Annotated in this window: 27 protein-coding genes; 9 read left to right on the top strand and 18 right to left on the bottom strand. The window is 75.0% G+C overall.

What is annotated here, in order from left to right; genetic code table 11:
• Nucleotides 1-6 precede the first annotated feature (6 nt).
• On the bottom strand, nt 7-615 hold the full coding sequence (locus KJP73_RS02705) for a TetR/AcrR family transcriptional regulator (RefSeq protein WP_213281214.1): 609 nt from the start codon (nt 613-615) through the stop codon (nt 7-9).
• 97 nt (nt 616-712) lie between these two features.
• Here KJP73_RS02705 and KJP73_RS02700 point away from each other — a divergent pair, with 97 nt between their 5' ends.
• The 4 genes from KJP73_RS02700 to mtnN all read left to right on the top strand — a co-directional run bounded on the left by KJP73_RS02700 (nt 713) and on the right by mtnN (nt 3,857).
• Entirely contained in the window at nt 713-1,546 is an 834-nt protein-coding gene (locus KJP73_RS02700) for an alpha/beta fold hydrolase (protein ID WP_213281213.1), read from the top strand.
• Nucleotides 1,547-1,608: 62 nt separating this feature from the next.
• A complete protein-coding gene (locus KJP73_RS02695; RefSeq protein ID WP_249669041.1) occupies nt 1,609-2,556 on the top strand; it encodes a DNA-3-methyladenine glycosylase family protein in 948 nt (315 codons plus the stop codon).
• A 114-nt stretch (nt 2,557-2,670) separates the two neighbouring features.
• Nucleotides 2,671-3,123, top strand: a complete 453-nt coding sequence (locus KJP73_RS02690) for an S-ribosylhomocysteine lyase (RefSeq protein WP_213281228.1) — start codon at nt 2,671-2,673, stop codon at nt 3,121-3,123.
• Nucleotides 3,120-3,857 (top strand): 5'-methylthioadenosine/S-adenosylhomocysteine nucleosidase, encoded by a 738-nt coding sequence (mtnN, locus tag KJP73_RS02685; RefSeq protein ID WP_249669040.1) that lies wholly within the window; start codon nt 3,120-3,122, stop codon nt 3,855-3,857. Before KJP73_RS02690 ends, mtnN begins: the two co-directional genes overlap by 4 nt.
• 44 nt (nt 3,858-3,901) lie before the next feature.
• Here mtnN and KJP73_RS02680 read toward each other — a convergent pair whose 3' ends face one another.
• The 5 genes from KJP73_RS02680 to KJP73_RS02660 all read right to left on the bottom strand — a co-directional run bounded on the left by KJP73_RS02680 (nt 3,902) and on the right by KJP73_RS02660 (nt 10,539).
• Nucleotides 3,902-5,407 (bottom strand): PAS domain S-box protein, encoded by a 1,506-nt coding sequence (locus KJP73_RS02680; RefSeq protein WP_213281212.1) that lies wholly within the window; start codon nt 5,405-5,407, stop codon nt 3,902-3,904.
• Between the two features lie 128 nt (nt 5,408-5,535).
• Complete coding sequence (locus KJP73_RS02675) at nt 5,536-7,302, bottom strand: glycoside hydrolase family 35 protein (protein ID WP_213281211.1); 1,767 nt, start codon at nt 7,300-7,302, stop codon at nt 5,536-5,538.
• 107 nt (nt 7,303-7,409) lie between these two features.
• The gene (locus tag KJP73_RS02670) at nt 7,410-8,717 is read right to left on the bottom strand and encodes an ABC transporter substrate-binding protein (RefSeq protein WP_213281210.1); all 1,308 of its coding nucleotides are present in this window, start codon (nt 8,715-8,717) and stop codon (nt 7,410-7,412) included.
• A gap of 48 nt (nt 8,718-8,765) precedes the next feature.
• Nucleotides 8,766-9,713 carry a carbohydrate ABC transporter permease gene (locus KJP73_RS02665; protein ID WP_213281209.1) on the bottom strand — a complete coding sequence of 316 codons (948 nt, stop codon included), beginning with the start codon at nt 9,711-9,713 and terminating at the stop codon, nt 8,766-8,768.
• Between the two features lie 4 nt (nt 9,714-9,717).
• Entirely contained in the window at nt 9,718-10,539 is an 822-nt protein-coding gene (locus KJP73_RS02660) for a carbohydrate ABC transporter permease (protein WP_213281227.1), read from the bottom strand.
• Nucleotides 10,540-10,920: 381 nt separating this feature from the next.
• Between KJP73_RS02660 and KJP73_RS02655 the strand changes: the two genes are divergently transcribed.
• Both KJP73_RS02655 and KJP73_RS02650 read left to right on the top strand, forming a co-directional pair.
• On the top strand, nt 10,921-11,958 hold the full coding sequence (locus KJP73_RS02655; RefSeq protein ID WP_213281208.1) for a LacI family DNA-binding transcriptional regulator: 1,038 nt from the start codon (nt 10,921-10,923) through the stop codon (nt 11,956-11,958).
• Between the two features lie 11 nt (nt 11,959-11,969).
• Nucleotides 11,970-12,569 (top strand): sugar O-acetyltransferase, encoded by a 600-nt coding sequence (locus KJP73_RS02650; RefSeq protein WP_249669038.1) that lies wholly within the window; start codon nt 11,970-11,972, stop codon nt 12,567-12,569.
• Nucleotides 12,570-12,571: 2 nt separating this feature from the next.
• Here KJP73_RS02650 and KJP73_RS02645 read toward each other — a convergent pair whose 3' ends face one another.
• The 3 genes from KJP73_RS02645 to KJP73_RS02635 form a co-directional block, all read right to left on the bottom strand.
• Complete coding sequence (locus KJP73_RS02645; protein WP_213281207.1) at nt 12,572-13,477, bottom strand: universal stress protein; 906 nt, start codon at nt 13,475-13,477, stop codon at nt 12,572-12,574.
• Nucleotides 13,478-13,564: 87 nt separating this feature from the next.
• Entirely contained in the window at nt 13,565-14,368 is an 804-nt protein-coding gene (locus KJP73_RS02640) for a M15 family metallopeptidase (RefSeq protein WP_213281206.1), read from the bottom strand.
• On the bottom strand, nt 14,365-15,165 hold the full coding sequence (locus KJP73_RS02635; RefSeq protein ID WP_249669046.1) for an endonuclease/exonuclease/phosphatase family protein: 801 nt from the start codon (nt 15,163-15,165) through the stop codon (nt 14,365-14,367). The genes KJP73_RS02640 and KJP73_RS02635 overlap by 4 nt, the downstream gene beginning before the upstream one ends.
• 122 nt (nt 15,166-15,287) lie before the next feature.
• Here KJP73_RS02635 and KJP73_RS02630 point away from each other — a divergent pair, with 122 nt between their 5' ends.
• Nucleotides 15,288-16,922 carry an endo-1,4-beta-xylanase gene (locus KJP73_RS02630; RefSeq protein WP_213281204.1) on the top strand — a complete coding sequence of 545 codons (1,635 nt, stop codon included), beginning with the start codon at nt 15,288-15,290 and terminating at the stop codon, nt 16,920-16,922.
• Nucleotides 16,923-16,925: 3 nt separating this feature from the next.
• Here the strand turns inward: KJP73_RS02630 and KJP73_RS02625 are convergent, their stop codons facing one another.
• Entirely contained in the window at nt 16,926-18,560 is a 1,635-nt protein-coding gene (locus KJP73_RS02625) for a SpoIIE family protein phosphatase (protein WP_213281203.1), read from the bottom strand.
• A 17-nt stretch (nt 18,561-18,577) separates the two neighbouring features.
• Nucleotides 18,578-19,612 carry an EamA family transporter gene (locus tag KJP73_RS02620; protein WP_213281202.1) on the bottom strand — a complete coding sequence of 345 codons (1,035 nt, stop codon included), beginning with the start codon at nt 19,610-19,612 and terminating at the stop codon, nt 18,578-18,580.
• 87 nt (nt 19,613-19,699) lie between these two features.
• On the opposite strand from KJP73_RS02620, the gene KJP73_RS02615 reads away from it, so the two are divergent.
• On the top strand, nt 19,700-20,197 hold the full coding sequence (locus KJP73_RS02615) for a MarR family winged helix-turn-helix transcriptional regulator (protein ID WP_249669037.1): 498 nt from the start codon (nt 19,700-19,702) through the stop codon (nt 20,195-20,197).
• Between the two features lie 28 nt (nt 20,198-20,225).
• Here KJP73_RS02615 and KJP73_RS02610 read toward each other — a convergent pair whose 3' ends face one another.
• Nucleotides 20,226-20,606: a VOC family protein gene (locus KJP73_RS02610; protein WP_213281201.1), complete on the bottom strand. Its 381-nt coding sequence runs from the start codon at nt 20,604-20,606 to the stop codon at nt 20,226-20,228.
• Between the two features lie 46 nt (nt 20,607-20,652).
• Nucleotides 20,653-21,546: an LLM class F420-dependent oxidoreductase gene (locus KJP73_RS02605; protein ID WP_213281200.1), complete on the bottom strand. Its 894-nt coding sequence runs from the start codon at nt 21,544-21,546 to the stop codon at nt 20,653-20,655.
• Between the two features lie 165 nt (nt 21,547-21,711).
• On the opposite strand from KJP73_RS02605, the gene KJP73_RS02600 reads away from it, so the two are divergent.
• On the top strand, nt 21,712-22,164 hold the full coding sequence (locus tag KJP73_RS02600) for a helix-turn-helix domain-containing protein (protein WP_213281199.1): 453 nt from the start codon (nt 21,712-21,714) through the stop codon (nt 22,162-22,164).
• A gap of 75 nt (nt 22,165-22,239) precedes the next feature.
• Here KJP73_RS02600 and KJP73_RS02595 read toward each other — a convergent pair whose 3' ends face one another.
• The 5 genes from KJP73_RS02595 to KJP73_RS02575 form a co-directional block, all read right to left on the bottom strand.
• A complete protein-coding gene (locus KJP73_RS02595; protein WP_213281198.1) occupies nt 22,240-22,857 on the bottom strand; it encodes a ClpP family protease in 618 nt (205 codons plus the stop codon).
• On the bottom strand, nt 22,857-23,489 hold the full coding sequence (locus KJP73_RS02590; RefSeq protein WP_213281197.1) for a ClpP family protease: 633 nt from the start codon (nt 23,487-23,489) through the stop codon (nt 22,857-22,859). Before KJP73_RS02590 ends, KJP73_RS02595 begins: the two co-directional genes overlap by 1 nt.
• Before the next feature lie 128 nt (nt 23,490-23,617).
• Entirely contained in the window at nt 23,618-24,433 is an 816-nt protein-coding gene (locus KJP73_RS02585; protein ID WP_213281196.1) for a PP2C family protein-serine/threonine phosphatase, read from the bottom strand.
• A 101-nt stretch (nt 24,434-24,534) separates the two neighbouring features.
• Entirely contained in the window at nt 24,535-25,728 is a 1,194-nt protein-coding gene (locus KJP73_RS02580) for an NAD(P)/FAD-dependent oxidoreductase (protein WP_249669036.1), read from the bottom strand.
• A gap of 90 nt (nt 25,729-25,818) precedes the next feature.
• Nucleotides 25,819-26,586: a hypothetical protein gene (locus tag KJP73_RS02575; RefSeq protein ID WP_213281195.1), complete on the bottom strand. Its 768-nt coding sequence runs from the start codon at nt 26,584-26,586 to the stop codon at nt 25,819-25,821.
• Nucleotides 26,587-26,630: the final 44 nt, after the last annotated feature.

Here is a 26,630-nt window from a genome sequence, read left to right as displayed (position 1 = left end):
CCGCGGTCAGCCGGCCGGGACGCCCGCCGCTCCGATGAGCGTCTCCGCGGCGGCACGGGCCTGGGCGGCCGCGTCCGCCGAGCCGGAGATCGCCGCGGTGGTCTGGGCGCCCTCCGCGAGGATGGCGAGCTGCGCCGCCAGCACCGGGGGCCCGCCCGCCGCCGCGACGAGGTCCGCGACGAACGACTGGAAGCCCGCCTTGTGGTCCCGGGCGAGCGCCGCCACCTCGGGCGAGCAGCCGCCGAGCTCTCCGAACGAGTTGATGAAGATGCAGCCGTTGAAGTCGCCCTGGTCGAACCACCCGGCCAGGTAGTCGTAGATCGCGAGCAGCCGGTCCCGGGGCGTGCCGGCGGCGCCGACCGCGGCGGTCAGCCCCTGCTCCCACATCGCGTGCCGGCGGCGCAGCACCTCGGCGACGATCGCGTCCTTGGACCCGAAGAGCCGGTAGAGGCGCTTGAGGGGGACGCCGGCCTCCGTGCGCAGCTCGTCCATGCCGACGGCCTGGATGCCCCGCCGGTAGTACAGCCGGTCGGCGGCGTCGAGCACCCGCGCGCGCAGGGCGTCGTCGTCCGGGGTCGCGGCCGCCGCACGACCCCCGGCCTGCTGCTGCACCATGTCCGACCTCCAGGGGCTTGCGCGGAAAACGTTCGTTCTCTAGTGTAGGCGACATCGCGGAGAACGGTCGTTCTCCATCGGAGGAAGAAGGCGGACCATGTCGTACATCACCGTGGGCACCGAGAACAGCACCTCGATCGACCTGTACTACGAGGACCACGGCACGGGGCAGCCCGTCGTCCTGATCCACGGCTACCCGCTGGACGGGCACTCCTGGGAGAAGCAGTCCGCCGCGCTCCTCGACGCCGGCTACCGGGTCATCACGTACGACCGCCGCGGCTTCGGGCAGTCGAGCCAGCCGACCACCGGGTACGACTACGACACGTTCGCCGCGGACCTGCGGACGGTGCTCGAGACGCTGGACCTGCGCGACGCCGTGCTCGTCGGCTTCTCGATGGGCACCGGCGAGGTCGGCCGCTACCTCGGCACCTACGGGTCCGAGCGGGTCGCGAAGGCCGTGTTCCTCGCGTCGCTCGAGCCGTTCCTGCTGCACACCGACGACAACCCGACCGGCGTCCCGCAGGAGGTCTTCGACGGGATCCTCGCCGCCGTGACCGCCGACCGGTACGCGTACTTCACGAGCTTCTACGCCGACTTCTACAACACCGACGAGAACCTCGGCAGCCGGCTCTCCGAGGAGGCCCTGCGCCACTCCTGGGACCTCGCGTCGAACGCGTCGTGGTTCGCGTCCAGCGCGGTCGTGCCGACGTGGCTGACCGACTTCCGGGGCGACCTGCCGAAGATCGACGTCCCGACGCTGATCGTGCACGGCACCGCCGACCGCATCCTGCCGATCGACGCCACCGGCCGGCCGTTCCACGCGGCGCTCCCCCAGGCCGAGTACGCCGAGATCGAGGGCGCCCCGCACGGGATGCTCTGGACCCACGGCGCCGAGGTGAACGAGCTGCTGCTGGACTTCCTCAAGCGCTGACGCGGGTGCGACCCCGCCGCACGCCGGGTCGGCGTGTCGGCGGGGTGCGTCATGCTGGTGGGGTGCCCGACCTGCCCCCCGACGCAGCCGCCGGCGGCGCCGCGCCGGTGACCAGCACGTACCGTCCCGACGGGCCGCTGGACGTGCGGCTCACGCTCCTGATGATCCGGCGCGGGGGCGGCGACCCGACGCTGCGCGTGCTGCCGGACGGCACGGTGTGGCACGTCCTGCGGACGCCGGCGGGCCCGGCCACCCTGCTCCTGCGCCCCGCCGCGGGCGGCGTCGCGGCGACCGCCTGGGGCCCCGGCGCCGAGCGCGCGGTCGCGGGGGTGCCGGACCTGCTGGGCGCCCGCGACGACCCCCGGACGTTCGACCCCGCCGGGCACCTGGGTCTCGCCGCTGCGCACCGCCGGCTGCGGGGGCTGCGGGTGCCCCGGACCGGCGACGTGCTCGGCGCCCTCGTCCCGGCCGTGCTGGAGCAGCGGGTCGTCACCGTCGACGCGCACCACGCCTGGCGCTGGCTCCTGCTGCGCCACGGGAGCACCCCGCCCGGGCCGGCCCCGGCGGGGATGCGGGTGCCGCCGGACGCCGTCGGGTGGCGCGAGGTCCCGGTGTGGGACTGGCGCCGGGCGGGCGTCGACGACCAGCGCGCCTCCACCGTGCTGCGCGCGACGGCCGTCGCCCGGCGGCTGCAGGAGGCGGTGGTGCTGACCCCGGACGAGCTCCGCCGGCGCCTGCACACCGTCCCGGGCATCGGGGTGTGGACCGTCGCCGAGACGACGCGCCGGGTGCTCGGCGACGCGGACGCCGTGTCCGTCGGCGACCTGCACCTGCCACGCCTGGTGGGGACCGCCATCGCGGGCAGGCGCGTCGAGCAGGAGGAGGTGCTGGAGGTGCTGGCCCCGTGGGCCCCGCACCGCGGGCGCGTCGTCCGGTTCCTGGAGCTCACCGACCGCAGCACGTCGCCCCGGACCCGCCACCGCCCCGCCCGGGCCGTGCGGTTCGCCTGAGACCGCCGACACCCGGGCCCGCATGGCGGCCGGAATACCGCGCGCCACCGGGCCGCTGCACAATGGGTCGCGTCCGCACCCAGTGCCACGAGGAGCCCCGTGAACCAGCCCCGCATGAACGTCGAGTCGTTCAACCTCGACCACCGCACCGTCGTCGCCCCGTACATCCGGCTGGCCGACAAGAAGGTGCTGCCGGCGGGCGACGTCATCAGCAAGTTCGACATCCGGTTCGCCCAGCCGAACAAGGCGCACCTGGAGATGCCGGTCGTGCACTCCCTGGAGCACATGTTCGCCGAGCACTCCCGCAACCACAGCGACCGGGTCGTCGACTTCTCGCCGATGGGCTGCCAGACGGGCTTCTACCTGATCCTGCAGGGCGAGTGGGCCGACGAGGACGTCTACACCCTGGTCCAGGACACCCTCGAGGACATCACCCGCGCCGACGCGGTGCCCGCCGCGAACGAGACGCAGTGCGGCTGGGGCGCGAACCACACGCTGGAGGGTGCCCAGGGCGCGGCGCGGGAGTTCCTCGCGCACCGCGCCGAGTGGAGCACGGTGACCGCGTGAGCGCCCTCGCGGGCGTGGACGTCGTCGTCCAGGTCGCGATGCCGGACGAGGCGGCGCCGTTCCTGGAGCGCGCCGACGCCGTCGGTGAGCCGAGCACGGTCGGCGGCGCGGAGCACCACGTCCTGACGGTCGCCGGACGCCAGGTCCTGCTGGTCCGCGGCGGCATCGGCCTGGCCAACGCCGCGTCCGCCGCCTCGGCCGCGCTGGTGCTGGTCGCAGCGGCGCGCGGCGGCGAGGCCCCGGCGGCGCTGATCAGCGCGGGCTCCGCGGGCGGCGTGCAGGCCGGCGTGCACGTCGGCGACGTCGTGGTGGGGACCGAGCACCTCTACACGAACGCCGACGCGCGGGCGTTCGGCTACGCGCTCGGCCAGGTGCCGGGCATGCCCGCGACCTACCGGGGCGACCCGTCCCTGCGCGGCGCGGCGCTCGGCGCGGACGCCGGGGACCTCACCGTCCGGACCGGGCTGATGCTGTCGAGCGACGCGTTCGTCGACGCGGGCCTGGTCGGCCCGGTGCGCGAGCAGTTCCCCGGCGGGCTGTCCACGGACATGGAGACGACCGCCCTGGCGCAGGTCGCGCACGTCTACGGCGTGCCGTTCCTGGCGGTGCGCGGCATCTCCGACCTGTGCGGCCCCGCGGGTGCGGACGACTTCCTCACGCACGTGGACGACGCGGCCGAGCGCTCGGCCGCGGTCGTGCTCGGGATGCTGGCCCGGGTCGGCGCCCCCGCCTGACCCGCACGCACCCGCACCCCCCGGGCGCGCCGGCCCGTCGCGACTCAGTCCGCGGGCCGGCGCCCGCGGTGCCCGGCCTCGCCGAGCTTCGCCTCGTACATCGCCTGGTCGGCGTCGTGCAGCAGCAGCTCGGTGGTGTGGAACCGGTCGGCGACCGCGAGCCCCACGCTGGCGCGCACCCGCGCCTTCTCCCCCGCCACGTCCACGGCGACCTCGCCGAGCGCCGACGCCGCGGCCCGGGCTGCCGTCCCCGCGTCCGGCGGGCCCGTCACGAGGATCGCGAACTCGTCGCCGCCCAGCCGCGCGACCGCGCTGCCCTTGGGCACGAGCGCGCGCAGCCGGTCGGCGACGGCGACCAGCACCCGGTCGCCCACCGCGTGCCCGAACCCGTCGTTCACCGCCTTGAAGTCGTCGAGGTCGACGTACAGCACCGCGACGCTGCGCCCCTCGTCCAGCTGTCCCTCGGTCAGCGCGGCGTCGACGAGCCGGTGGAAGTGGGCGCGGTTGACCAGGCCGGTGAGCGCGTCGTGGTCGACCATGTGCGCGAGCCGCTCCTCGAGCGCCTTCTCCTGCGTGACGTCCAGCAGCACGCCGTGCAGCCGCGGCCGGCCGTCCCGGTCGGTGCGGAGCACCGCGTCGTCGCGGACCCACACGTCGTACCCGTCGCGGTGCCGCAGCCGGTACGTCGTCGAGGGGAACATCTCGCCCTCCGCGAGCTCCTCGCGCAGCAGCTCCTCGTGCTTGCGGACGGTGCGGTCGGACGGGTGGATGCTCCGCGACCAGAGCGTGGGGTCGGCGAGCCACTCCTCGGGGGTGTACCCGAGCATCCACTCCAGGCGGGGGCTCACGTACACGAACCGGCCGTCCGGCCCCGGCTCGGCGATGTAGACCACGGCCGGCACGTGCTCGACGAGCAGCCGGTAGTGCAGCTCGGCGGCGCGCAGCTCGTCCGCGAGCCGCTTGCGCTCGGTGATGTCCTGCGTCATGCCGATCGCGTACTCCGGCCGGCCGTCGTCGTCGCGGACGAGGGAGACGGTGAGGTCGACCCACAGGATCGAGCCGTCCCGCCGGATGAACCGCTTCTCCATCGCGAACCGGTCGAACTCGCCGGCGACCATGGCCTGGAACAGCCGCTCGTTCTCCGCCTGGTCCTCCGGGGCGGTGTACTCGGAGAACGGCATCGACGCGAACTCCTCGGTGGAGTACCCGAGGAGGCGGCGCAGGGTGTCGTTGGTGAGCGGGGTGCGGCCGTCCAGGGACACGAGGCCGATGCCGACCGGTGCCGCCTCGATGAGGCTCTGCAGCTGGCGGATCTGCTCGGCCTGCCGGGCGGCGACCGCCGCGACGTCCTCGGTCACCGCCGAGCCGCCCGGCTGGCGGCGCGGGAGCTCGGGGACCCGGCCGGCGCCCTCCGCGGCCGAGGCGGGCGGCCGGGGGGCGGCGTCGAGCGGCAGGCCGCCGTCGCGGGTCAGCGCCGCCAGGGCGCCGCTCAGCAGGCGCGCGCCCTCGGCGGCGTCCCGCCACCCCTCCTGCGGCCCTGCGGCGTCCACGTCCCGACCCGTCCTCGCTCACGACACGTGCCCGGCCGGCGGGCGGGGCACCATGTAGGTGTCATCGGCGCGGCGGGACCGCTTCTGAGGCTGTGACCGGGTGGTCTACCGCGGCGAGCGGGTGAGTCTCAGACCTCCGAGGAGCCGAGGTCGGGCCCGGCGACGAGCTCGACGCGGGCGCCGGCGGCACCGTGCAGCTCGAGGACCACGAGCTCGTTGCCCTCGGCCCGCAGCAGCGGCCCGGGCACGTACAGCGTGCCGGTCGGGCCCGCGCTCCAGTACCGCCCGAGCAGGAACCCGTTCACCCAGACCAGGCCCTTGCCCCAGCCGTCGGTGCGCAGGAAGTGGTCGGCCCCGGGGACCGTGGCGAACGTGCCGCGCAGGAAGGCCGGGCCGGCCACGGGCACGCCGGCGTCGGTCACCGGAGCGGCGGCGAGCCGCTCGGCGAGCGCCGGGTCCACCCCGTCGAGCCGCAGCGGGACGGTCTCCCAGTCAGTGACCTCGCGGGTCGCGGTGCGGGCGCCGCCCACGAGCCCCTTCGCCTCGCCGATGCGCGGGCCGTAGTTGACGCGCCCCTGGTCCTCGACCAGCAGGGTCAGCTCCCCGGCGCGGGCCGGCAGCGGGACCGTCCGGCTGTGCTCGGTGCGGCTGAGCACGCCGACGGGCTCGCCGTCGAGGGCCACGACGGCCCGGTCGCGCACCTCGCCGACCGTCAGCGTGCGGTCCTCGGCGGTGACCTGCGTCCGGTACAGCGTGAACCCGGTCCAGCTGCCGAGCTCGTCCGTGGTGGGCAGGTGGTCCCAGGCCTTGGGCTCCCCGAGCAGCGCCACGGCTTCGGCCAGCGGCACCCGGCGGTCCAGGTCGACGGTGAGCTCCGGGGCGGCGGCGCGCTCGGCCGGCAGCTCGTCCGGGACGGGCGCGTACCGGGCGATCACCTCGCGCATGGCGTGGTACTTCGCGGTGGGGGTGCCGTCCTCGGCCAGCGGGGCGTCGTAGTCGTACGACGTCGTGATGGGCAGGTACGTGCCCTTGTCGTTCGCACCGTTGGTGAAGCCGAAGTTCGTGCCGCCGTGGAACATGTACAGGTTGACCGACGCGCCCATGGCCAGCAGGTCGTCGAGGTCCTGGGCGTTCGTCTCCGGCGGGGCGACGTGGTGGTGCTGGCCCCACGAGTCGAACCAGCCGTTCCAGAACTCCATGCACATGAGCGGGCCGGTCGGCTGGTGCTCGCGCAGCAGGCCGAGCCGCTCGACCGCCCGCGACCCGAACGTCACGGTGCGGTGCAGCTCGGGCACGCTGCCGCGGGACTGCATGGCGTGGTCGGCCTGGTCGCAGCTGAGCAGCGGGACCTCGATGCCGCGGTCGCGCACCATGGCGATCAGCGCGCGCAGGTAGTCCTGGTCGTCGCCGTAGGCGCCGTACTCGTTCTCGACCTGGACCGCGATGACGGTGCCGCCGCGCGTGACCTGCCGCTCCGCGACCAGCGGGAGCAGCTGGTCGTAGTACTGCTCGATCGCCGCGAGGTAGTGCGGCTCGTGGCGGCGCACACCCACGTCGGGGTCGGCCAGCAGCCAACCCGGCAGGCCGCCGCCGTCCCACTCCGCGCAGATGTACGGGCCGGGGCGCACGATCGCGTGCAGGCCCTCGGCGGCCACGAGGTCGAGGAACCGGCCCAGGTCGCGGTGCCCGGTCAGGTCGAACACGCCGCGCTCGGGGGCGTGGAAGTTCCAGGCGACGTACGTCTCGATGGTGTTGAGGCCCATCAGCCGCGCCTTGCGGATCCGGTCCGCCCACTGGTCGGGGTGGACGCGGAAGTAGTGCAGGGCGCCGGAGATCACCTGGTACGGGCGGCCGTCCAGGAGGAAGTCGCGGTCACCGATCTCGAACGTCGGCATGGCTGGGGCATCTCCGCAGGTCAGGGGTGGTCGTCCCGCGCAGGTGGCGCGGGCCGGCGGGTGGTGCACGGCCGGCGGCGGGGGTGGCCCGCCGCCGGCCGCGGGCGTCACTCGGCGGTGAAGCCCTGCTCGTTGCCGTAGGCGATGGACTGGTCCTGCCAGTCCGCGAGGCCCTCGGTCAGCGTGGTGCCGCCGACGTACGCCTGGCCGACGGTGTCGTTGAAGATGCTGTTGGCGTAGACCTGGTAGGGCAGGTACTGCCAGCCCTCGACGACGTCCGCCGCGGACTGCGACAGGACCTCGTTGATCTTCTGGCCGCCGAAGTACTCCGACTCCTTGTTCAGGAACTCGTCGGACTCCAGGTCGGCCGTCGTCGCGGGGAAGCCGCCGGCGTCGATGCGGATCTGGGTGCCGTCACCGTTCGACAGGTAGGACAGGAAGTCGTACGCGAGCTCCTTGTTCGGCGACGCCTCCATGACGGACATCGCGCTGCCGCCGTTCTCGGACGACGCGGTCGCGCCGGCCTCCCACTGGGGCAGCGGGGCGACCCGCCACTGGCCGGCGGACTGCTGGACGCTCGCCTCGAGGTTGCCCGGCATCCAGGCGCCGATGGCCAGCGTGGCGATGGTGCCGTTGCCGAGGCCCTGGTACCACTCGTCGCTCCAGGACGAGGTCGGGGCGACCAGGTCCTCGTCGAGCAGCTGCTGCCACAGGTCCGCGAACTTCTGCGAGCCCTCGTCCGAGAAGTCGACCGTCACGTCGGTGCCGTCGACCTGGTACGGCTGGCCGCCGGCCTGCCAGATCATCGACGTCGCGAAGCCCGCGTCGCCGGTGTCGTTGGTGATGTAGACGTTCGGGTCCGCGGCGTGCAGGGCGCGCGCGGCGGCGAGGTACTCGTCCCAGGTGGTGGGGACCTGCACGCCGTACTTCTCGAACACGGTGGTGTTGTAGAACAGCGCCATCGGGCCGGAGTCCATGGGCAGGCCGTAGATGCCCTCGCCCTGCTGGACCGCGTTCCACGGGCCGGGGCTGTAGGTGCCCTCCAGGTCGGACGCGCCGAGGTCGGACAGGTCGGCCAGCGACTCGCCGATCGCGAACTGCGGCACGGCGTAGTACTCGATCTGCGCGAGGTCCGGGACGCCGGAGCCGGCGGCCACCGCGTTCTGCAGGGCCGTGTACTCGTCGGTGTTGGTCCCGGCGTTCACGACCTCGATCGTGACGTCCGGGTTGTCCTCCATGTACGCCTCGGCGATCGGCTCGACCGTGTTGTCCCAGGCCCAGACGGTCAGCTCGCCGCCGGCCGCGGCGTCGCCGGAGCCGGAGTCGTCGGATCCGCCGGACGAGCAGGCGGTGAGCGCCAGGGTCAGCACGCCGGCGGCGGCGACGCCGCGCCAGAGGGTGCGGGTGGTGGTCATGCGGGGTCCTCTCACTTCGTTGTCAGAACGGGACGGGAACGGGGTCGGTCACTCCTTGACGGAGCCGGCGGCGAGGCCGGACTGCCAGAAGCGCTGGAGCAGCAGGAACGCGACGATCAGCGGGATGATCGTGAGCAGCGCGCCGGTCAGCACGAGGTTGAAGATCGCCTCGCCGCCCGCGGTCGCCGCCTGCGCGTTCCATGCGTTCAGGCCGAGCGTCAGCGGGTACCAGTCGGGGTTCTTCAGCATGATCAGCGGCAGGAAGTAGTTGTTCCACGTCGCGACCATCGTGAAGAGCAGCACGGTGACGATGCCGGGCCCGAGCAGCGGCAGGCAGATCCGGCCGAACGTCCGCAGCTCCCCCGCCCCGTCCATGCGGGCGGCCTCGAGCAGCTCCGTGGGGATCGCGTCGGCCGCGAACGTCCACATCAGGTACAGGCCGAACGGGGAGATCAGCGACGGGATGATCACCGACCACGGGGTGTTGGTGAGGCCCATCTGGCTGAACATGAGGAACGTCGGGACCGCGAGCGCGGTGCCCGGCACCGCGACGGCGCCGATGACGATCGCGAACACGGCCTTCTTGCCGGGGAACGAGAACTTCGCGAGGCCGTAACCGCCGAGCACGGCCAGGGCGGTGGCCCCGCCGGCGCCGACCACGACGTACAGCAGCGTGTTGCCGAGCCAGCGGACGAAGATCCCGTCGTCGTACGTGAGCGTGTCGGCGATGTTCGAGAACAGCGCGAAGTCGCCGCTGAACCACAGGCCGAAGGAGTCGAACAGGTCCGACTGCGTCTTGGTCGCGTTGATGAACAGCCACGCGAGCGGGATCAGCGCGTAGACGCCGATGATCGCGGTCAGCACGGTCAGCAGCACGCTGCGGCGGGGACGGTCGGAGCTGTAGCCCCTGCGGGTGGTGCGCAGGCGCGGGCGGCCGGCGGCGCGGCGCTCCGGGCGGGCCGCGGCGGCCCCGGTGGTGGCGGTGGTGGTCGTCATGTCGTCACGCCTCCTTGCGCATGCCGCGCAGCTGGACGACGTAGGCGACGATCATCGTGATGACGCCCATGATGATCGCGACCGTCGCGGAGTAGTTGTACTGCTGGCCCGAGAAGGACAGCGAGTAGGCGTACAGGTTCGGGGTGAAGTACGTGGTGATCGCGTTCGGCGCGAGGCTCTGCAGGATGCTCGGCTCGTTGAAGAGCTGGAAGCTGCCGATGATCGAGAAGATCGTCGCGATGACCAGCCCGCCGCGGATCGCGGGGATCTTGATGGACCGGATGATCCGCCACTGCCCCGCGCCGTCGAGCTCGGCCGCCTCGTAGAGCGACGTCGGCACGGTGCGCAGCGAGGAGTAGAAGATCAGCATGTTGTAGCCGACGAAGCTCCAGGTCACGATGTTGCCGATCGAGGCGAGCACGAGGTCGGGCGCCAGCGGGTTCGGCAGCGAGACCCCGAACGCGTCGTTGATGTTGCCGACCAGGCCGAAGCGCGTGCCGTACATGAAGCCCCACATGAGCGCGGCGACGACGGCGGGCACGGCGTACGGCAGGAAGATCGAGATGCGGAAGAAGCTCTTGCCGTACAGGCGGCCGCTGTCCAGGGCCAGCGCCACGAGCAGGGCGAGCCCGAGCATGATCGGCACCTGCACGACCAGGAACGCGCCGACCCGGCCGACGGCGGACCAGAACTGCGGGTCCGAGAAGGCCCGCTGGTAGTTCTCGACCCCGACGAACGAGTTGCCGCCCACGAGCTGCTTGCGGAACAGGCTCAGGTAGATCGAGTACGCGATGGGCGCCAGGAACACGAGGGCGAAGACGGCCATGAACGGGCCGACGAAGCCCCAGCCGGTCCACCGGCCACGGCGGGTGCGCCGGCGCAGACGCGGGCCGGCGGCCAGCCCGGTCGCTGCCACGGGCACGGGGACGTTCTGCGTCACTGCGAGCCACTCCTTCGGGGGTCGGACCCGATGTTGACGTCAACATGTTCGGGTGCGGGCACACGCTGCCACGCGGTCGGGAATGGTGTCAACCGCGAGCCGGCGCGTCGCCGGGTGATGATGGCGACGTCACCATCGGCGTATTCGCGCGGCATCGGGTCGGACCGGCGATCGAGGAGGGCGACAGCGCGCCGACCGGCCGCGACCGCGGCACGACGTCCCGGGGGTCCCGCATGGTGACGTCACCACTGCCGCTATCATCGCCGCATGACGCCCGACCTCGTCCCGGCCCCCCGCGGCAGATCCGGGCCCTCCATCGCGGACGTCGCGCAGCTCGCCGGGGTGTCGTCGCAGACGGTCTCGCGGGTCTCGACCGGCGCGGACAACGTGCGGCCCGAGACGCGGGAGCGCGTGCTCGCCGCCATGGACGAGCTCGGCTACTCCCCCAACCACGCCGCGCGCGCCCTGCGGTACGGCAGCTTCGGGACCATCGGCGTGATCGCGCACCGCCTGGCCCGCACCGGCGAGTCGCGCACCGTCGAGGCCGTCGTCGAGGCGGCCCGCGCGCAGGGCTACACCGTCAGCCTGGTCGACGTGCAGAGCCCCTCGTCCGACGACGTCACCGAGGCCGCGGCCCGGCTGTCGCACCAGTCGATCGACGGCCTCGTCATCATCCGCGCGGAGACGGCGACGCCCGCGAGCCTCGCGCTGCCGCCGCGCATGCCCGTGGTCGTCTCCGACTCGCGGTTCGTGGGCCACCACCCCGCCGTCGCGGCCGACCAGGTCACCGGCACGCACGTCGCCGTGCAGCACCTGCTCGACCTCGGGCACCGCACCGTGCACCACCTCGCCGGGCCGGTGGACTCCGCGCCGGCCGAGATCCGCGTCGACACCTGGCGCGAGCACCTCGTCGGCTCCGGCCGGGCCGTCCCGCCCGTGCTGCGCGGCGACTGGTCGGCGCGCTCCGGCTACGAGCAGGGCCGCGCCCTGGCGCAGGACCCGGACGTCACGGCGGTCTTCTGCGCCAACGACGAGATGGCGGCGGGCCTGGTGCGCGCCTTGTACGAGCACGGGCGGCGGGTCCCGGAGGACATCTCTGTGGTCGGCTTCGACGACATCCCGCTCACCGAGTTCCTGTGGCCCCCGCTCACCACGGTCCAGCAGGACTTCCACCTGATCGGCAACCAGCTGGTCGACCTGCTGATGCGGCAGATCCGCGGCGGCGAGACGCTCACCGACACCCGCATCGTCGTGCCGACCCGGCTCGTCGTCCGGGCCAGCACCGCGGCACCCGCCCGCCCCTAGGCTGGGCGACCGTGACCACCACCGCCCCGCAGACCCGACCGACGCCCGACCCGGACCGCAGCGAGTACGACAAGATGGTCGCCGGCGACTGGTACCGCTACCGGCTCAGCGCCGAGCTCGCCGACATCACCGCGGCCAACCACGAGGCCTGCCGGCGCCTGACCGAGGTGTACCGCGCCGACCCCGCCGAGGGCCTGGCCCTGTTCCGGGAGATCCTCGGGGCCGTCGGCGAGGGCGTCGACTTCCGCCCGCCGTTCTACGTCGAGTACGGGCAGCACCTGTCGATCGGGCGCGGGTCGTTCGTCAACACCGACTTCCTGGCCCTGGGCGGCGGGCGCATCACCATCGGCGAGGACGTGCTCATCGGCCCGGGCGTGCGGTTCTACACCCCGAACCACCCGCTCGACCCGGAGGACCGGCGCGCGGGCTACGAGCGCGTCGCACCGATCGCCGTCGGGGACAACGTCTGGATCGGCGGCAGCGCGGTCGTGCTCCCCGGCGTGACCATCGGGTCGGACAGCATCGTCGGCGCCGGGTCGGTCGTCACGAAGGACGTCCCGCCGCGCGTCGTCGTCGCCGGCAACCCCGCCCGGGTGATCCGCGAGCTCTGACCTCAGGGGGCCGGGGACTCCGGCACCGCCCGCGCCGGCCGCGTCACCAGCACCGGGCAGTGCGCCCGCTGCACCACCGCGCGGCTGGTGGACCCGAGCACGAGGCTGGTGAACCCGCTGCGCCCGCGCGTGCCGACCACCACGAGGCTGGCGTGCCGGGACCGGCGCGCGAGCACCTCGGCCGCGCGGCCCTCGGCCACGTCGCACGAGACGGCGACGTCGTGCCGGGACGCGGACCACGAGCGTGCCCGGTCCAGCACCCGCTCCGCCTCCTCCTGGGCGACCTCGCCGGGCGACCGGTTCGGGTACGCCAGCACCCAGTACGACACGCTGGACGTCTCGCCCGTGGCGCTCCACGCGGTCACGACGGACACGTCCGTGCCGTGCAGCCGCGCCTGCTCGCAGGCCTCCTCCAGCGCGCCGTACGCCCCGGGGGACCCGTCGAAGCCGACCACCACCGGGTCGCCGGACTCGCGGGCGTGCGACTCCTGCGGCACGACCACGACCGGGCACGGCGCGTGGTGCAGGACCCCGGACGTCACGGAGCCGAGCAGCCCGTCGCCGAACCGCCCCGCGCCGTGCCGCCCGAGCACCACCAGCCGGGCGGACCCGGCGCGCTCGACCAGCTGGACGGCGGCCGCGCCGTACGCGACCACGCCGCGCGCGTCCACGTCCGGGGCGGCCTCGCGCGCGACGCGGGCGCCCTCGTCCGCGACCTCCTGCACCTGGGCCTGCACCTGCCGGCCGAGCCAGGAGCTCCCGGCCCCGCCGCCCTCCTGGCCGGCGAAGCCCCAGGCGTGCACCACGTCCAGCGACCAGCCGCGCGCGGCGGCCTCCGCGGCCGCCCAGCGCACCGCTGCCTCGGAGCCTGTCGACGTGTCGTAACCGACGATCACCCTGTCGTCCATCGTGACCTCCCGAGAGAGACTCGTGCCCCCAGGATCACCCCCGGCGGGACGGTGCGGCTGGGCCGTCGGTCCCGCCCCGGCGGGGCGTCAGCGCCCGGTCGTCGAGAAGTGCTGGTAGTCGACCGGCGAGGACCAGTCCCCGCCCCACTGCCAGCCGTGCGCGGCGAACGCCCGGACCACCTCGTCCCCCGCGTGCACGACGCCGGGCTCGTCCGGCCGGGACGCGTACGGGGCGCCCTCGGGCGGCAGGACGAGCGACCCGCGGACGTACGGGTTCTCCACCGGGTTGAGGTCGATCGCGCGGCCGTACGCGTGCTCGGACCAGCCGGTGCCGCGGCTGATCGGCCGGCAGTTGAACGCGGAGGTGTTGTCCGCCGCCATCGAGGCGTCGTCGCTGCCGTCGAAGTCGTCGACCAGGCGCATCGACCGCACCGGGTAGCCCAGGGCGAACAGCTCGCCGAACACGGCCACCACGCTGTCGGCCACGTCCGCGTGCACCACCAGCTCCCCGGTCGCCGTGCCGCCGGCGAAGTCGTGGTGCGTGACGGTCACGTACCGCAGGTCGGCGAGCGGCACCGGGCAGCCCTCGCGCCACGACGGCGCCATCCGCGCGGCGAGCTCCGGCGTGATCGCCGAGACGGCGCCCGCGTACCCGGCCGCGTAGGCGTCGGGGGCGACGGCGTCGTGGTCCGTCCACGGCGCCCCGGGCGCGACGACGGGCTCGGCGGGGAGCATCTCCGCGGTCGTCGGCGTGGCGCCGGGCGCGGCCGGGGTCCGGGCCTCGGCGACGACGCCCGGGGACGGGACGGGGTCGTCCGTCGGCGCGCAGCCGGCCAGGGCCACGGCGAGGACCACGGCGAGCGCGACCGCGCTGACGACCCGCCGCGTCACGGCGTCAGCTCCACGTCGACGACCACAGCGAAGTGGTCCGACGGGTACAGGCCGCCCACCGGTGCCGACCCGGCCAGCCGCGCGCCGGTCGCCCGGACGATGCCGCCGGGGCGCCCCGGGCGTGCGAGCACGTGGTCGATCCGCTGGTCGATCAGCTCCGTGGCCTCGAGCGGCGCCTGCGGCACGCGGGAGCTGAGCGTCACGGCGGCCGGGTCGCCGCCACCGGCGGGCCACAGGTCCGTGAGCTGCCGCGTCAGCGCCGCCATCTGGGGTCCCGCGGGAGTGGCGTTGAGGTCCCCGAGCAGCAGCACCGGCAGGTCCCCGTCCAGCGACGCGTCCATCGCGAGGTCCGCCAGCGCCCACGCCTGCGCCATCCGGTCCTCGTCGTACTGCGGCTGCCACTCCATCGTCGCCACGACCACGTGCAGCGGGCCGGCGGGGTGGTCGAGCGTCGCGAGCAGGGCGTGCGCGGGCGGACCGCCCCGCTGCGCACCGGGCAGCGGCACCGTGCGGGTCGCGGTCGGGGGCCACCGGGATACCAGCGCGATCCCCATCTCGACGCCGGCCTGGTCCGGGTGCTCCGGCGGGTCGGGCTCGGGCGGCAGGCCGGTCGGCACGAACACCGCCGCCGGCAGGCCCAGGTGCTCGGCCACCCGGTCCGCCTGCGTCCCGTCGGCGTCGCGCCACGTCTCCACCAGCGCGAGGACGTCCGGCCGGGCCTCCTCGAGCACGCGCAGGATCGCGGGCTCCCGCTCCCGCCACGCGCCCCCGAAGCGCCACCACACGTTCCACGTCATGGCTCGCACCCGGCCAGCCTAGGGACGCCCGTGACCAGGCGCTCACCGGGGCGGCTGGCCAGGGCGCGCCGCGCGTGCCTACCGTGGTGCCTCCCGTCCCCCACCGCGAAGGAACCCGCCGCGTGCGCCGACCCGCCGTCCTGATCGGGGCCGGAGCCCTCGTCCTCGTCCTCGTGGTGGTCCTGGTGGTGGTGCTGGTGTCCCGCGACGACCGCTCCCCCGCGCCCGAGGCCTCCCCGACCGCGTCCGTCGCGCCCGCCGCCGAGGTGACCACCGTGCTGTCCAGCGGGTTCGACGAGGACGACGAGGGCTGGGAGCCGCTCGGCGAGGGCGTCGCGGTCGCGACCGCCCAGGACGTGACGCACGCCGGTGCGGGCAGCCTGCTCGTCACCGGTCGCACGGAGCCGTGGCACGGCGCCGCCGTCGACGTCTCCGGTGCGCTCACGCCCGGCGCGGCGCACACGATCTCCGCGTGGGTGCGCCTGGCCGACGACGGCGACGACCGGCCCGAGGACGCCGACGTGCAGCTCACGCTCGAGGGCCGCAGCGGCGACGAGGACCCGGTCTACGTGCACGTCGGGCGCGCGACCGCGACGTCCGACGGCTGGGTGCAGGTCGCGGGCACGGCGCAGGTCCCCGAGGGCGGCGGCGCCTGGCGGCTGTACGTCGAGACGCCGGAGTCGCTGGCCGACCTGCGGCTCGACGACGTCACCGTGCAGCGCCCGACCCCCGAGGTGCAGACGGACGTCCCGGCGCTGCGCGACGTCGCCGCGTTCCCCGTGGGCGTGGCCGTGGGCCCGCAGGACCTCACCGGGCGGCCCGCCGACCTGCTGGCGCGGCACTTCGACCAGGTCACCCCCGAGAACGCGATGAAGCCGGTGACCCTGCAGCCCGAGGAGGGCACGTTCGACTTCGCGCCGATGGACGAGGTGCTGGACTTCGCGGCGGAGCACGGCCTCACGGTGCACGGGCACACGCTCGTGTGGCACCGCTCGACGCCCGACTGGTTCTTCGAGACCGCCGACGGCCGGCCGCTGACGGACAGCGACGAGGACCGCGCGCTGCTGCTCGACCGGCTCCGGACGCACGTGCAGGCGGTGGCCGACCACCTCGAGGAGCGGTACGGCGACCAGAGCCCCGTCACCTCGTGGGACGTGGTGAACGAGGCGCTCGACCCGCAGGAGGACGACGGGCTGCGCCGCAGCCGCTGGTACGAGGTCCTCGGCCCGGAGTACGTCGGCGAGGCGTTCCGGATCGCGCGCGAGGCGTTCGGCCCCGACGTGACGCTCCTGCTCAACGACTACGACACCGACGCCCCCGACCGGCGGCGCGCGCTCGTGCAGCTGGTCATGGAGCTGCAGGCGCAGGGCGTGCCGGTCGACGGCGTGGGGCACCAGATGCACGTCGGGCTGGACACGTCGGTGGACGACGTCGCCACGACGCTCGACGCCGTGGCCGCGCTCGGGCTCCGGCAGGCGGTCACCGAGCTCGACGTCGCCGTCTCCGGCCGCGACGAGCAGCTGGACGCGACCCCGCAGGACCGCCTCGCGCAGCAGCAGGAGCAGTACCGCGCGCTGGTGGCGGCGTTCGCGCAGCGCGACCTCGCGTCCGTCAGCGTCTGGGGCCTGTACGACGCGCGGTCCTGGCTGCGGTTCTGGCCGGAGGACCGGCCGTTCGAGGCGCCGCTGCTGTTCGACGACGACCTGCAGGCGAAGCCGGCGTTCTGGGGCTTCGTCGACGGGGCCGACGGGAGCTGAGACCTACGCGCCGGGCACCTCGACCGAGCCGGCCCGGTACACGACCAGCGCCACGTCGTCGTCGGCGCCGTTCGGGACGAGCGTGCGCAGCAGGTCGTCCGCCACCGCGGCGGTGCGGGCCGTCAGGGGTTGTCCGGCCACCACCGCGGCGAGCCGCTCGAGCGCGACGGCCAGCGACTCCGTCCGGCGCTCGACCAGCCCGTCCGTGCAGACGACCAGCAGGTCGCCGTCGGACAGCGCCTCGACCGCCTCGGGGTGCGGCTTGTCGCTGATCGCGAGCGCCGCCCCGCGGCCCTCCTGCAGCAGGACCGTGCCGGCGCCCGCGTGCTGCAGGACCGGCGGCAGGTGCCCCGCCAGCGAGTACGTGAGGGTGTGCTGGACCTCGTCGACGATCCCGCAGAACACCGTCGTGCACTCCGCGCCGGGCAGGGTCCGGGCGAACCGGTCGAGACCGTCCAGCACCGCCCCCGGGCCTCGGCCGTCGAGCAGCAGCGAGCGGGCCGCGGCGCGCAGCTGGCCCATCCGCGCGGCCGCGTCGAGCCCGTGCCCCACGCAGTCCCCGACCACGAGCGCCCGGGTGCCGGGGGCGAGCTCGAGCACGTCGTACCAGTCGCCGCCCACCGCCAGGTCGCCCACCGCCGGGACGTACCGCGCGACGACGCCCGGCAGCACGGACCCGCCCGGGACGATCGCCGCCTGCAGCGTGTCGCTGACGTGCCGCAGCTCGTCGACCTCCTCGAGGTGGCGCAGCGTGCCGCTCACCGCCGCACCCACCGCGGAGGCGACGAGGCCGAAGAACGCCCGGTAGGCGTCGTCCCACGGGCGACGGCTGCCCGCCGCCAGCACGAGCACGCCGCTCGCCGCCGGGTCGCCCGTCGCGAGCAGCGGCACGACGAGGGCGCGGCCGCGGTCCTCCGCCGTCGCGGTCCGCGCCACCCGCGCGAGCACGTCCGCGGGCACGGCCGGCACGCCCGCCGACCCCGTGGTCCCGGTCAGGGCGAGCGCGCCGTCCCCGTCGACCAGGTGCAGCTCGGCCGCCACCACGTCGGGAGCGTCCCGCATCAGGTCCATGGTCTCGGCGGCGAGCGCCTGGACGTCGCCGTGGGCAGCCGTCAGGCGGACCGACAGGTCGCCGAGCAGCCGCATCCGCCGGCGCTCCACGACCTGCTCGGTCGTCTCCGTCGCGATGTCCAGGAGGCCGCGGACCACGTCGGAGGAGTCGCGCAGCGGGGAGTACGAGTAGGTGAAGTACGTGTCCTCGTCGTACCCGGACCGGTTCATCACCAGGTGCTGGTCCACGGACCACGTCGGCTCGCCGTCCTGCAGGACCCGGTCGACCGACGGTGCGAGGTCGTCCCAGATCTCCTTCCACACCTCGGCGAACGCGGCGCCCATCGCACCGGGGTGCTTGTCGGAGCCGAGCATGTCCCGGTAGCCGTCGTTGTAGATCATCGTGAGGTCCGGGCCCCACGTGACGAGGACCGGGAAGCGCGTGGTGAAGCACAGCTCGACGACGACCCGCAGCGCGGGCGGCCAGGTGCTGGGCGGGCCGATCGGGGTCGCCGCCCAGTCCGTCTCCCGTGCGAGCGCGCCGCACTCGGTGCCCTCGGTGACGCGTCGGAACCAGGGTGACCTCACCGCGCTGACAGTACGCGTCAGCGCTCCGCGCGTCGTCCCCCGGCACCCGGCGCGCCGGACTGCAGCGCACCGGACCTCGGGGACCCGGACCGCTGCGCCAGGACCAGCGCGGCGAGGGCCAGGCCGGCTCCGGCGAGCTGCCACCCGTTCAGCGCCTGCCCGAGCACGAGCCAGCCGAGGGCAGCGGCGACCACCGGGCTGAGCAGCCCCAGGAACGACACGCGGGCCGCCGGCAGCCGCTGCACCCCGCGGAACCACAGCACGTACGCCAGCGCGGTCCCGACCAGCCCGAGGTAGACCATCCCGCCCAGCGCCGCGCCGTCCAGCTCGCGCGGCACCCCCTCGGCCAGGAGCACGACGGGCACGAGCAGCAGCCCGCCCGCCGTGAGCTGCCAGCCCGTGAACGCGAGCAGCGGCACGGGCCGCCCCCAGCGCGCGGTCAGCACCACGCCGAGGGCCATCGCCGCCGCGCCGCCGAGCGCGGCGACGACCCCGACCACGTCCAGCTGCGCCGTCGCCCGCAGCACGAGCAGCGCGACACCGGCGACGCCCGCGATCCCCGCCACCACCGTCCCCGCACGGACCCGCTGCCCGAGCAGCAGCGACCCCAGCCCCGCCACGAGCAGCGGCTGCACCGCGCCGAGCGTCGCCGCCACCCCGCCCGGCAGCCGGTAGGCCGCCACGAACAGCAGCGCGAAGAACAGGCCGATGTTCAGCGCACCCAGCACCGCCGCGCGCCACCACCACCCGCCGGACGGCAGGCGCCGCGTGAGCAGCAGGAGCAGCAGCCCGGCCGGCAGCGCGCGCAGCGCCCCCGCGAGCAGCGGCCGTCCCTCGGGCAGCAGCTCCGTGGTGACGAGGTACGTCGTGCCCCACACCGCCGGCGCCACCGCCGTGGTCAGCGTGAGGAGCAGGCCGGCGCGCCCGTCCGCCGTTGCCGCAGGTCCGCTGCCCGCCGCCGCGCCGCCGGCAGGCGCCGTCCCGGGCAGGCTGGTCGACCCGGGTCCGGTGGTCGTCCCGGGTCCGGTGGTCGTCCCGCGCGCACCGTCCATGTCGCTCATCTCCCCGCAGTGATTGCTTAGCGCCTAAGATACTCGCAAGCAAGCGACCGTCAAGAGGGTTCGTGGCACGATGGGCGCGTGGGCGACAGCGACGGCGTGGACCGGATCCTCGAGCAGTGGGCGCGCGAGCGCCCCGACCTCGACACCGAGGCGATGGGCATCTTCGGGCGGATCTTCCGGCTGGCCCGCGCGGGCGGTGACGCGACGGCGGCGGCGTACGCGCGCTCCCACCTGACCCGCGCGGACTTCGACGTGCTGGCGACGCTGCGCCGCTCCGGCCCGGAGGGGTCGCTCTCCCCCTCGGCGCTGTCCGCGACGCTCATGCTGACGTCCGGCGGCATGACGCAGCGCCTCGACCGGCTGGAGCGCGCCGGGCTCGTGCGCCGCAGCCCGGACCCGGTCGACCGGCGGGCGCTGCGCATCACGCTCACCGACCGCGGCACCGACGTGGTGGACGAGGCGGTCGCGGCCGGGCTCGCGGCCGAGCAGCGCCTGCTCGCGTCGATCCCACCCCAGCGCCGGCGCGAGATCGACGCGATGCTCCGGGAGCTGCTCGCGGCGGTCGACCCGTCCTGACCCCGCCGCGCGCCGGCCGCCGCGCGGGTCAGCCGTCGCGGTACAGGCAGAACGGGTGCCCCACGGGGTCGACGAGCACGCGCAGCGAGGCCTGCGGCTGGTGCTCGGCCAGCCGCGCCCCGAGCCGGACGGCGTCCGCGACGGCCTCGTCCAGCTGCTCGACCTCGACGTCCAGGTGCAGCATCATCTGCGGCGCCCCCGCCTCGGCGGGCCACACCGGCGGGACGTAGCCGGGGTTGCGCTGCACGGCCAGGTACGCGACGCCCGACGGGGCGGCGACGACCGCGTGGTCCGGGTCGTCGCCGACCACCTGCCAGCCGAGCACCGCGGCGTAGAACTCCGCGAGCGCCGTCGGGTCCGGGGCGTCGATCACCACGCCCCACCAGCCGTCCCGCGCACGCCCCCGCATCTGCCCATCGTGGGTGCCACGGGCCGATGCGGCACGTCGGGCGGGTTCAGCGCGTCCCGAGCTCGGCGATCCTCGGCACGACGGGGGCGACGTGGTCCCGGACCCAGGCGGCCGAGGGCGTGGCCGGCGGGCGCAGGATCACGGACTCCACACCGAGCTCGGCGTACGGCCGCGCGGCCTCGACGAACCCGTCGACGTCGCCCGTCAGCAGCTGGTCGCCGGCCATGAGCAGGGTCACCCGGATGTCGGCGTAGTCGCGCCCGACCGTGTCGCAGTGGCCGCGCAGCACGTCCAGCTTGTGCGCGACCTCGTCGGGCGTGGTCTCGAACAGGTTGCACGCGTCCCCGTACTGCGCCACCAGCCGCAGCGTCTTGCGCTCGCCGGACCCGCCGACCAGGATCTCCGGCCCGCGACCGGGACGGCTGAGCGGCAGCGGCGAGCACAGCGTCTCGGCGAGCTGGTAGTGCACGCCGTCGAAGGGCCCGTCGGCGCCGGGCGTCCACATCTGCCGGCAGATCTGCAGGGTCTCCTCCAGCCGCTCGAACCGCTCCGCCAGCGCCGGGTACGGCACCCCGAGCGCCCGGTGCTCCTTCTCGTACCAGGCGGCGCCGATGCCGAGCGTCGCGCGCCCGGCCGACAGCACGTCGAGCGTCGCGACGATCTTGGCCAGGAGGCCCGGGTGCCGGTACGTGACGCCGGTGACGAGCGCACCGAGCTGCACCGTCTCGGTCCGCGCCGCCAGGAACCCGAGGGTCGTGTACGCCTCGAGCATCGGGTCGCTCGCCGGGAAGCCCGCGGGCTCCATCTGGAAGAAGTGGTCCATCACGGACAGCCAGGACAGGCCCGCCTCCTCCGCGGCCTCCGCGGTGTCGGCGAGCTCCTGACGCAGGCGGGCGGGCTCGACCGGGTCGAACCGCATGAGATGGGCACCGAGACGCATGGCTGCTCCTCCGACGGCGGTGGGATCGCCGCCCGGGGCCCGCGCGGCACGGCCGACGATGCCCCTTGGAGCGCGCTCGAAGTCAAGCGTCTGCTCAGGGCAGAACGCCGGTGCGGGTGGCGCCCGGGGGTGCGGGGATAGCGTGACGGGAGCCGAGGAGGTCTCATGTCGCCGTCGCAGCCGCAGTCCCCCGTCGCGCCGCCCGCGCGCCCCGCCCGCACCGCCCGTCCCGCCCGGTCCACCCGCACCGCCCGTCCCGCCCAGGCCGCCGATCCCGCCCGGCCGGAGCCGCCCCTGCGCGTGCTGGTCGGCGCGATCCTGCGGCGGCACCGCGAGCGCCAGGGCCGCACCCTGCGGGACGTGGCCGAGGACGCCCGGGTCTCCGTGCCGTACCTGTCCGAGATCGAGCGCGGCCGCAAGGAGGCGTCGTCCGAGGTGCTCGGGGCCGTGTGCCGGGCGCTCGGGCTCGGGCTCGTCGACCTGGTCGGCGAGGCCCACGCGCACCTCGCACGCGCGCAGGGCCGGGTGGTCCTCGACCTCGCGGCGGCTCCCGCCCCGGCCCTGGCCCGCCCCGACGGCGCGCGGCTGTCGCGGAGCGCGGTCCGCCTCGCGGCCTGACGCCCCCTGCCGTCGAGTGGAGACTTCTGCCCGGACACGCCGCGCGAGTCGGGCAGAAGTCTCCACTCGGAGCACTCAGGCGGCGGCCGGGGCCTCCGGCCGCTTGATCGTCGTGACCACCGTGTCCGCGATGCCGTAGGCCACGGCCTGCTGCGCCGTGAGCACCAGATCGCGGTCGGTGTCGGCGCGCAGCTGCTCCAGACTGCGTCCGGTGTGCGCGGCGAGGATCTCGTCGACCTGCGCCCGCAGCCGCAGGATCTCCGCGGCCTGGAGCTCGAGGTCGGCCGCGGTGCCCTGCGCCCCGCCCGACGGCTGGTGCAGCAGCACCCGGGCGTGCTCCAGGACGTGCCGCTGGCCCGCCGTGCCCGCCGCGAGCAGCACCGCTGCCGCGGACGCCGCCTGACCCAGGCAGAACGTCGCGACGTCCGGGCGGATGTACCGCATCGTGTCGTAGATCGCGAGGAGCGCGGTCACCGAGCCGCCGGGCGAGTTCAGGTACAGGTGGATCGGCTTGTCGGGGTCCTCCTGCTGCAGGTGCAGCAGCTGCGCGATCACGACGTTCGCGACGCCGTCGTCGATCTCCGTGCCGATGAACACGATCCGGTCGCTCAGCAGCCGGGAGAACACGTCGGACGCGCGCTCGCCGTTCGGCCGCTGCTCGACGACCACCGGGACGGTGTACTGGCCGGCCATCACAGGCCCGCCCGCCGCTGCGACGCGTCGGGGCGCACGTCGTCCAGGTGCTCCACCACCCGGTCGACGAACCCGTACGCGAGGGCCTCCTGCGCGGTGAACCACCGGTCCCGGTCGGAGTCGCGCTCGATCGTCTCGACGCTCTGGCCGGTGTGCTCGGCGATCAGCTGCTGCATGGTGCGCTTGGTGTGCGCCATGTTCTGCGCCTGGATCGCGATGTCCACCGCGGTGCCGCCGATGCCGCCGGACGGCTGGTGCATGAGCACCCGGGCGTGCGCCATGACGTTCCGCTTGCCGGGCGTGCCCGCGCTGAGCAGGAACTGACCCGCGCTGGCGGCCAGCCCCATGGCGAGGGTCGCGACGTCGTTGGGGATCAGGCGCATCGTGTCGTACATCGCCAGGGCGGCGCTGACCGAGCCGCCCGGCGAGTTGATGTACAGCGCGATGTCGCGGCGCGGGTCCTCCGCGGACAGCAGCAGCAGCTGGGCGCACACGCGGTTCGCGACCGCGTCGTCGACCTCCTGGCCGAGCACGACGATGCGCTGGTGCAGCAGCCGCGCCGCCAGGTCGTCGTCGAACGGCCGGGTGACGGGCGGTGCCGCGGTGCGGGCGGTGGGTGAGGGGAACGGCACGGGGACCTCCTGGGGTGGGCTGGTCCCTGCACGCTCGCACCGCGGGCGGCGGCGGACGCCGTCCGGTCTGCCCTCGGCAGATCTGCGCCGGGCAGACGGGACGCCGGGCAGACGGGACGCCGGGCCGCTCAGGCCGTCGGGTCCAGCACCACCCCGCGCGAGTCGTCCGCGGCGGCGCCGGCCAGCCGGGCCTCCCGCGTCGACGCGGAGCCCTCGGCGACGACGACGTCCGCGACCACCACGCTCACGTTGTCCCACGCGTCCGCGTCCATCGCCGCCTCGACCAGCGCGTCCGCGGCCCCGTCCGGCCCGTCCTGCGACGCGAGCAGCTCGAGCACGCGGTCCTCCGGCAGGTAGTCGGTGAGCCCGTCGGTCGCCATCAGCCAGCGGTCGCCGGGCCGGGCGTCGACCTCCAGCACCGTGACGTGCGCCGGGTCGGCGGTGTCGCCGGCAAGGCAGTGCAGGATCACGTTGCGGCGGGGGTGCTGCGGGGCCTCCGCGGGGTCGATCACCCCGGCCTCCAGGAGCAGCTGGACGAGGGAGTCGTCGCGCGTGACCCGCCGCGCGTCGCCGTCCCGGAGCAGGTACGCCCGCGAGTCCCCGATGTGCACGACCCGGACGGCGTCGGCGCCGCAGAACACGCCGGTGAAGGTCGTGGCCATGCCCTCGAGCTCCGGCTCCCGGCGCACCCTGCGTGCGAGGTCCGCGTTCGCGACCGCCACGGCGGCGCGCAGCTCGTCGACCCCGAGCGCCGGCCCGTCCACCGCGGCCAGCGCCGACGTCACGCGGTGCGCCACGGTCCAGGACGCCACGTCGCCGCCCGCGTGCCCGCCCACGCCGTCGGCGACGAAGGCGAACGCCGGGGCGGCACCCGCCGAGTCCTCGTTGCGCGACCGGTGCGGGCCCGCGACGGAGCGCACGGCGGTGACGAGCGACAGCGGCATGCGGCACCTCCGGGGGGTCGGGTACCTCGTGCACCCACGATGCCACGACCTCACCCGTCCGGCAGATCGCCCGGACGGGTGCGCGGCCCGCCGGGGCCGCCTCAGCGGATCAGGCCGCGCAGCGCCTCCGGCCGGACGTCCCGCTGGTGGTCGACCACCTCGCGCGCCCTGTCGGTCGCGTCCCACACGTTCCACAGCAGCACGCCGGCCACGCGGTCCGCGTCGACGTAGTAGACGACGCCCGCGCCGAAGTCGTCCTCGTGCCAGTCCTCGACCGTCGTCAGCGACGCGTCCAGGGTGCCGACCGCCTCGTACCCCGCGTCGAACAGGTCCGAGTAGAAGAACGGCGTGTGGTCGTACGCCTCCCCCGCCCCGGCCAGGTTCCGGCCCGCCTGCCGGCCCATCGAGGTCGCGTTGTCCACGTGCTCGACCCGCCGCCGCCCGAGGATGCGGTCCGGGTACCGGGCGACGTCCCCGGCGGCCCACACGTGCGGGTCGGAGGTCCGCAGCTGCTCGTCCACGACGACGCCGTCGTCCACGTCCAGGCCGGCAGCGCGTGCCACCTCCGTCTCGACGACGATGCCGGTGCCCAGGACCACCCCGTCCGCGGCGACCTCCCGGCCGTCCGTGAGCACGACCGTGACGCCGTCCGCCCCCGACACCGTGGACGCCACCCGCGCCCCGCGCAGCAGCGTCACCCCGGCGTCCTCGTACACCCGGTCCAGGTGCCGCGCGAGACCGCCCGGGAACGACGCCGACGTGAGGGTGTCCTGCGGCAGCACCAGGGTGACGCGGGTGTCGTTCCGCACGAGCGCCGCCGCGAGCTCCGTCCCGATGTAGCCGCCGCCGACCACCACCACGTGCCGCCCACCCCCCGCGAGGTCCCGCAGCCGCTCGTAGTCCCGGACGGTGCGGTAGTAGATGACGCGGCCGGAGTCGTCCACCCCGTCGACGTGCCGCGGCCGGCCGCCCGTCGCCAGCAGCAGGGCGCCGTAGCGGAGCGTCACGCCGGCGTCGGTCGTGACGGTGCGGGCCGCGCGGTCGATCCCGACGACCGACTCGCCGAGGACCATGTCGGCCCCGGTGTCCTCGCCCGTCCGCAGCCACACCTGGTCGAAGGTGAACCCCGGGTCGTTCCACAGGTCCTTCGTCAGGGCCGGGCGCGTCACGGGCGCCGTGGGCTCCCGGCCGACCACCGCGACGGTCCCGTCCGCGTCGACCTCGCGGATCCCCCGCGCGGCCGCGTCACCCGCCATGCCGGCCCCGACGATCACGTAGTCGTAGCTGTCCCGCACCGTGCCCACCCTCTTCCCGAGCGCCACCGTCCTGCCCCCAGCCTGGCGCGGCGGGCGGCGGGACGCACCCCCCTCGGCACCGGCGTCAGGTCAGGGCACCGGTGTGACCGTCCACGACCCGTTCGTCGACAGGGCGACGATCCCGGGCATCGGGACGTCGGCCGTCTCGCTGAACGCCACGTCGTCCCCGAACAGGAGGGAGGCCGGGCTCCAGGTGTCCTCGACCTCCACCGCGGAGAACACGCGCGCCAGCAGGTCGTCGCCCGGCCCCGCCGGGGTGTAGTCCACCCGGACCGCGCTCGCCGTGTCCCCGACGAGCAGCACCGTCGACCCGGAGCCCTGCTGGACGCCGGTCACCGGGGGGAGGTCGTTCCAGCTCTCCAGCCGCATCGTCCACGGGCCCTGCGCCTGCACGACGAGCGTCTGCTTCGGCTCGGAGTCGCGGAAGACGTCGACGAGGTACGACCCGCTGAGCGGCGCCGTCCCCGCGCCCCACGGGTCGCCGCGGCCCTCGGCCGTGACGACGACCTCGCCCGTGCACGCGGAGCAGTCGAGGTGCGCGACGACGCCGAGCTCGCCCTCCCGGCGGACGCTCACCAGCGCGGGCCCCTCGCCGGACACGGCCGCCGCGGCGCCGTCGGCGACGGCGCCGGCGTCGAGCCGGACCGTCGGGAGCGCCGCCCCGGTGGGGGTCGGCGTGGGCGTCGGGGTGGGCGACGGCGTCGGCGCGGGGGTGTGCGCGGGGGTCGGCGTGGTGGCCGCGTCGTCGGACCCGCCCGGGCCGCACGCGGCGAGCCCCGCGGCGCTCGCGAGCAGGAGGACGGCGAGGACGGCGGCGCGGGGTCTGCGGGCGGGCACGTCCGCCATCGTGCCCTGCTCCCGGGGTGCCACACCCGGGGAGC

The sequence above is a fragment of the Cellulomonas hominis genome (assembly GCF_901521055.1).
Lineage (GTDB): Bacteria > Actinomycetota > Actinomycetes > Actinomycetales > Cellulomonadaceae > Cellulomonas > Cellulomonas endometrii.
This window is presented reverse-complemented; position numbering and strand designations above follow the sequence as displayed.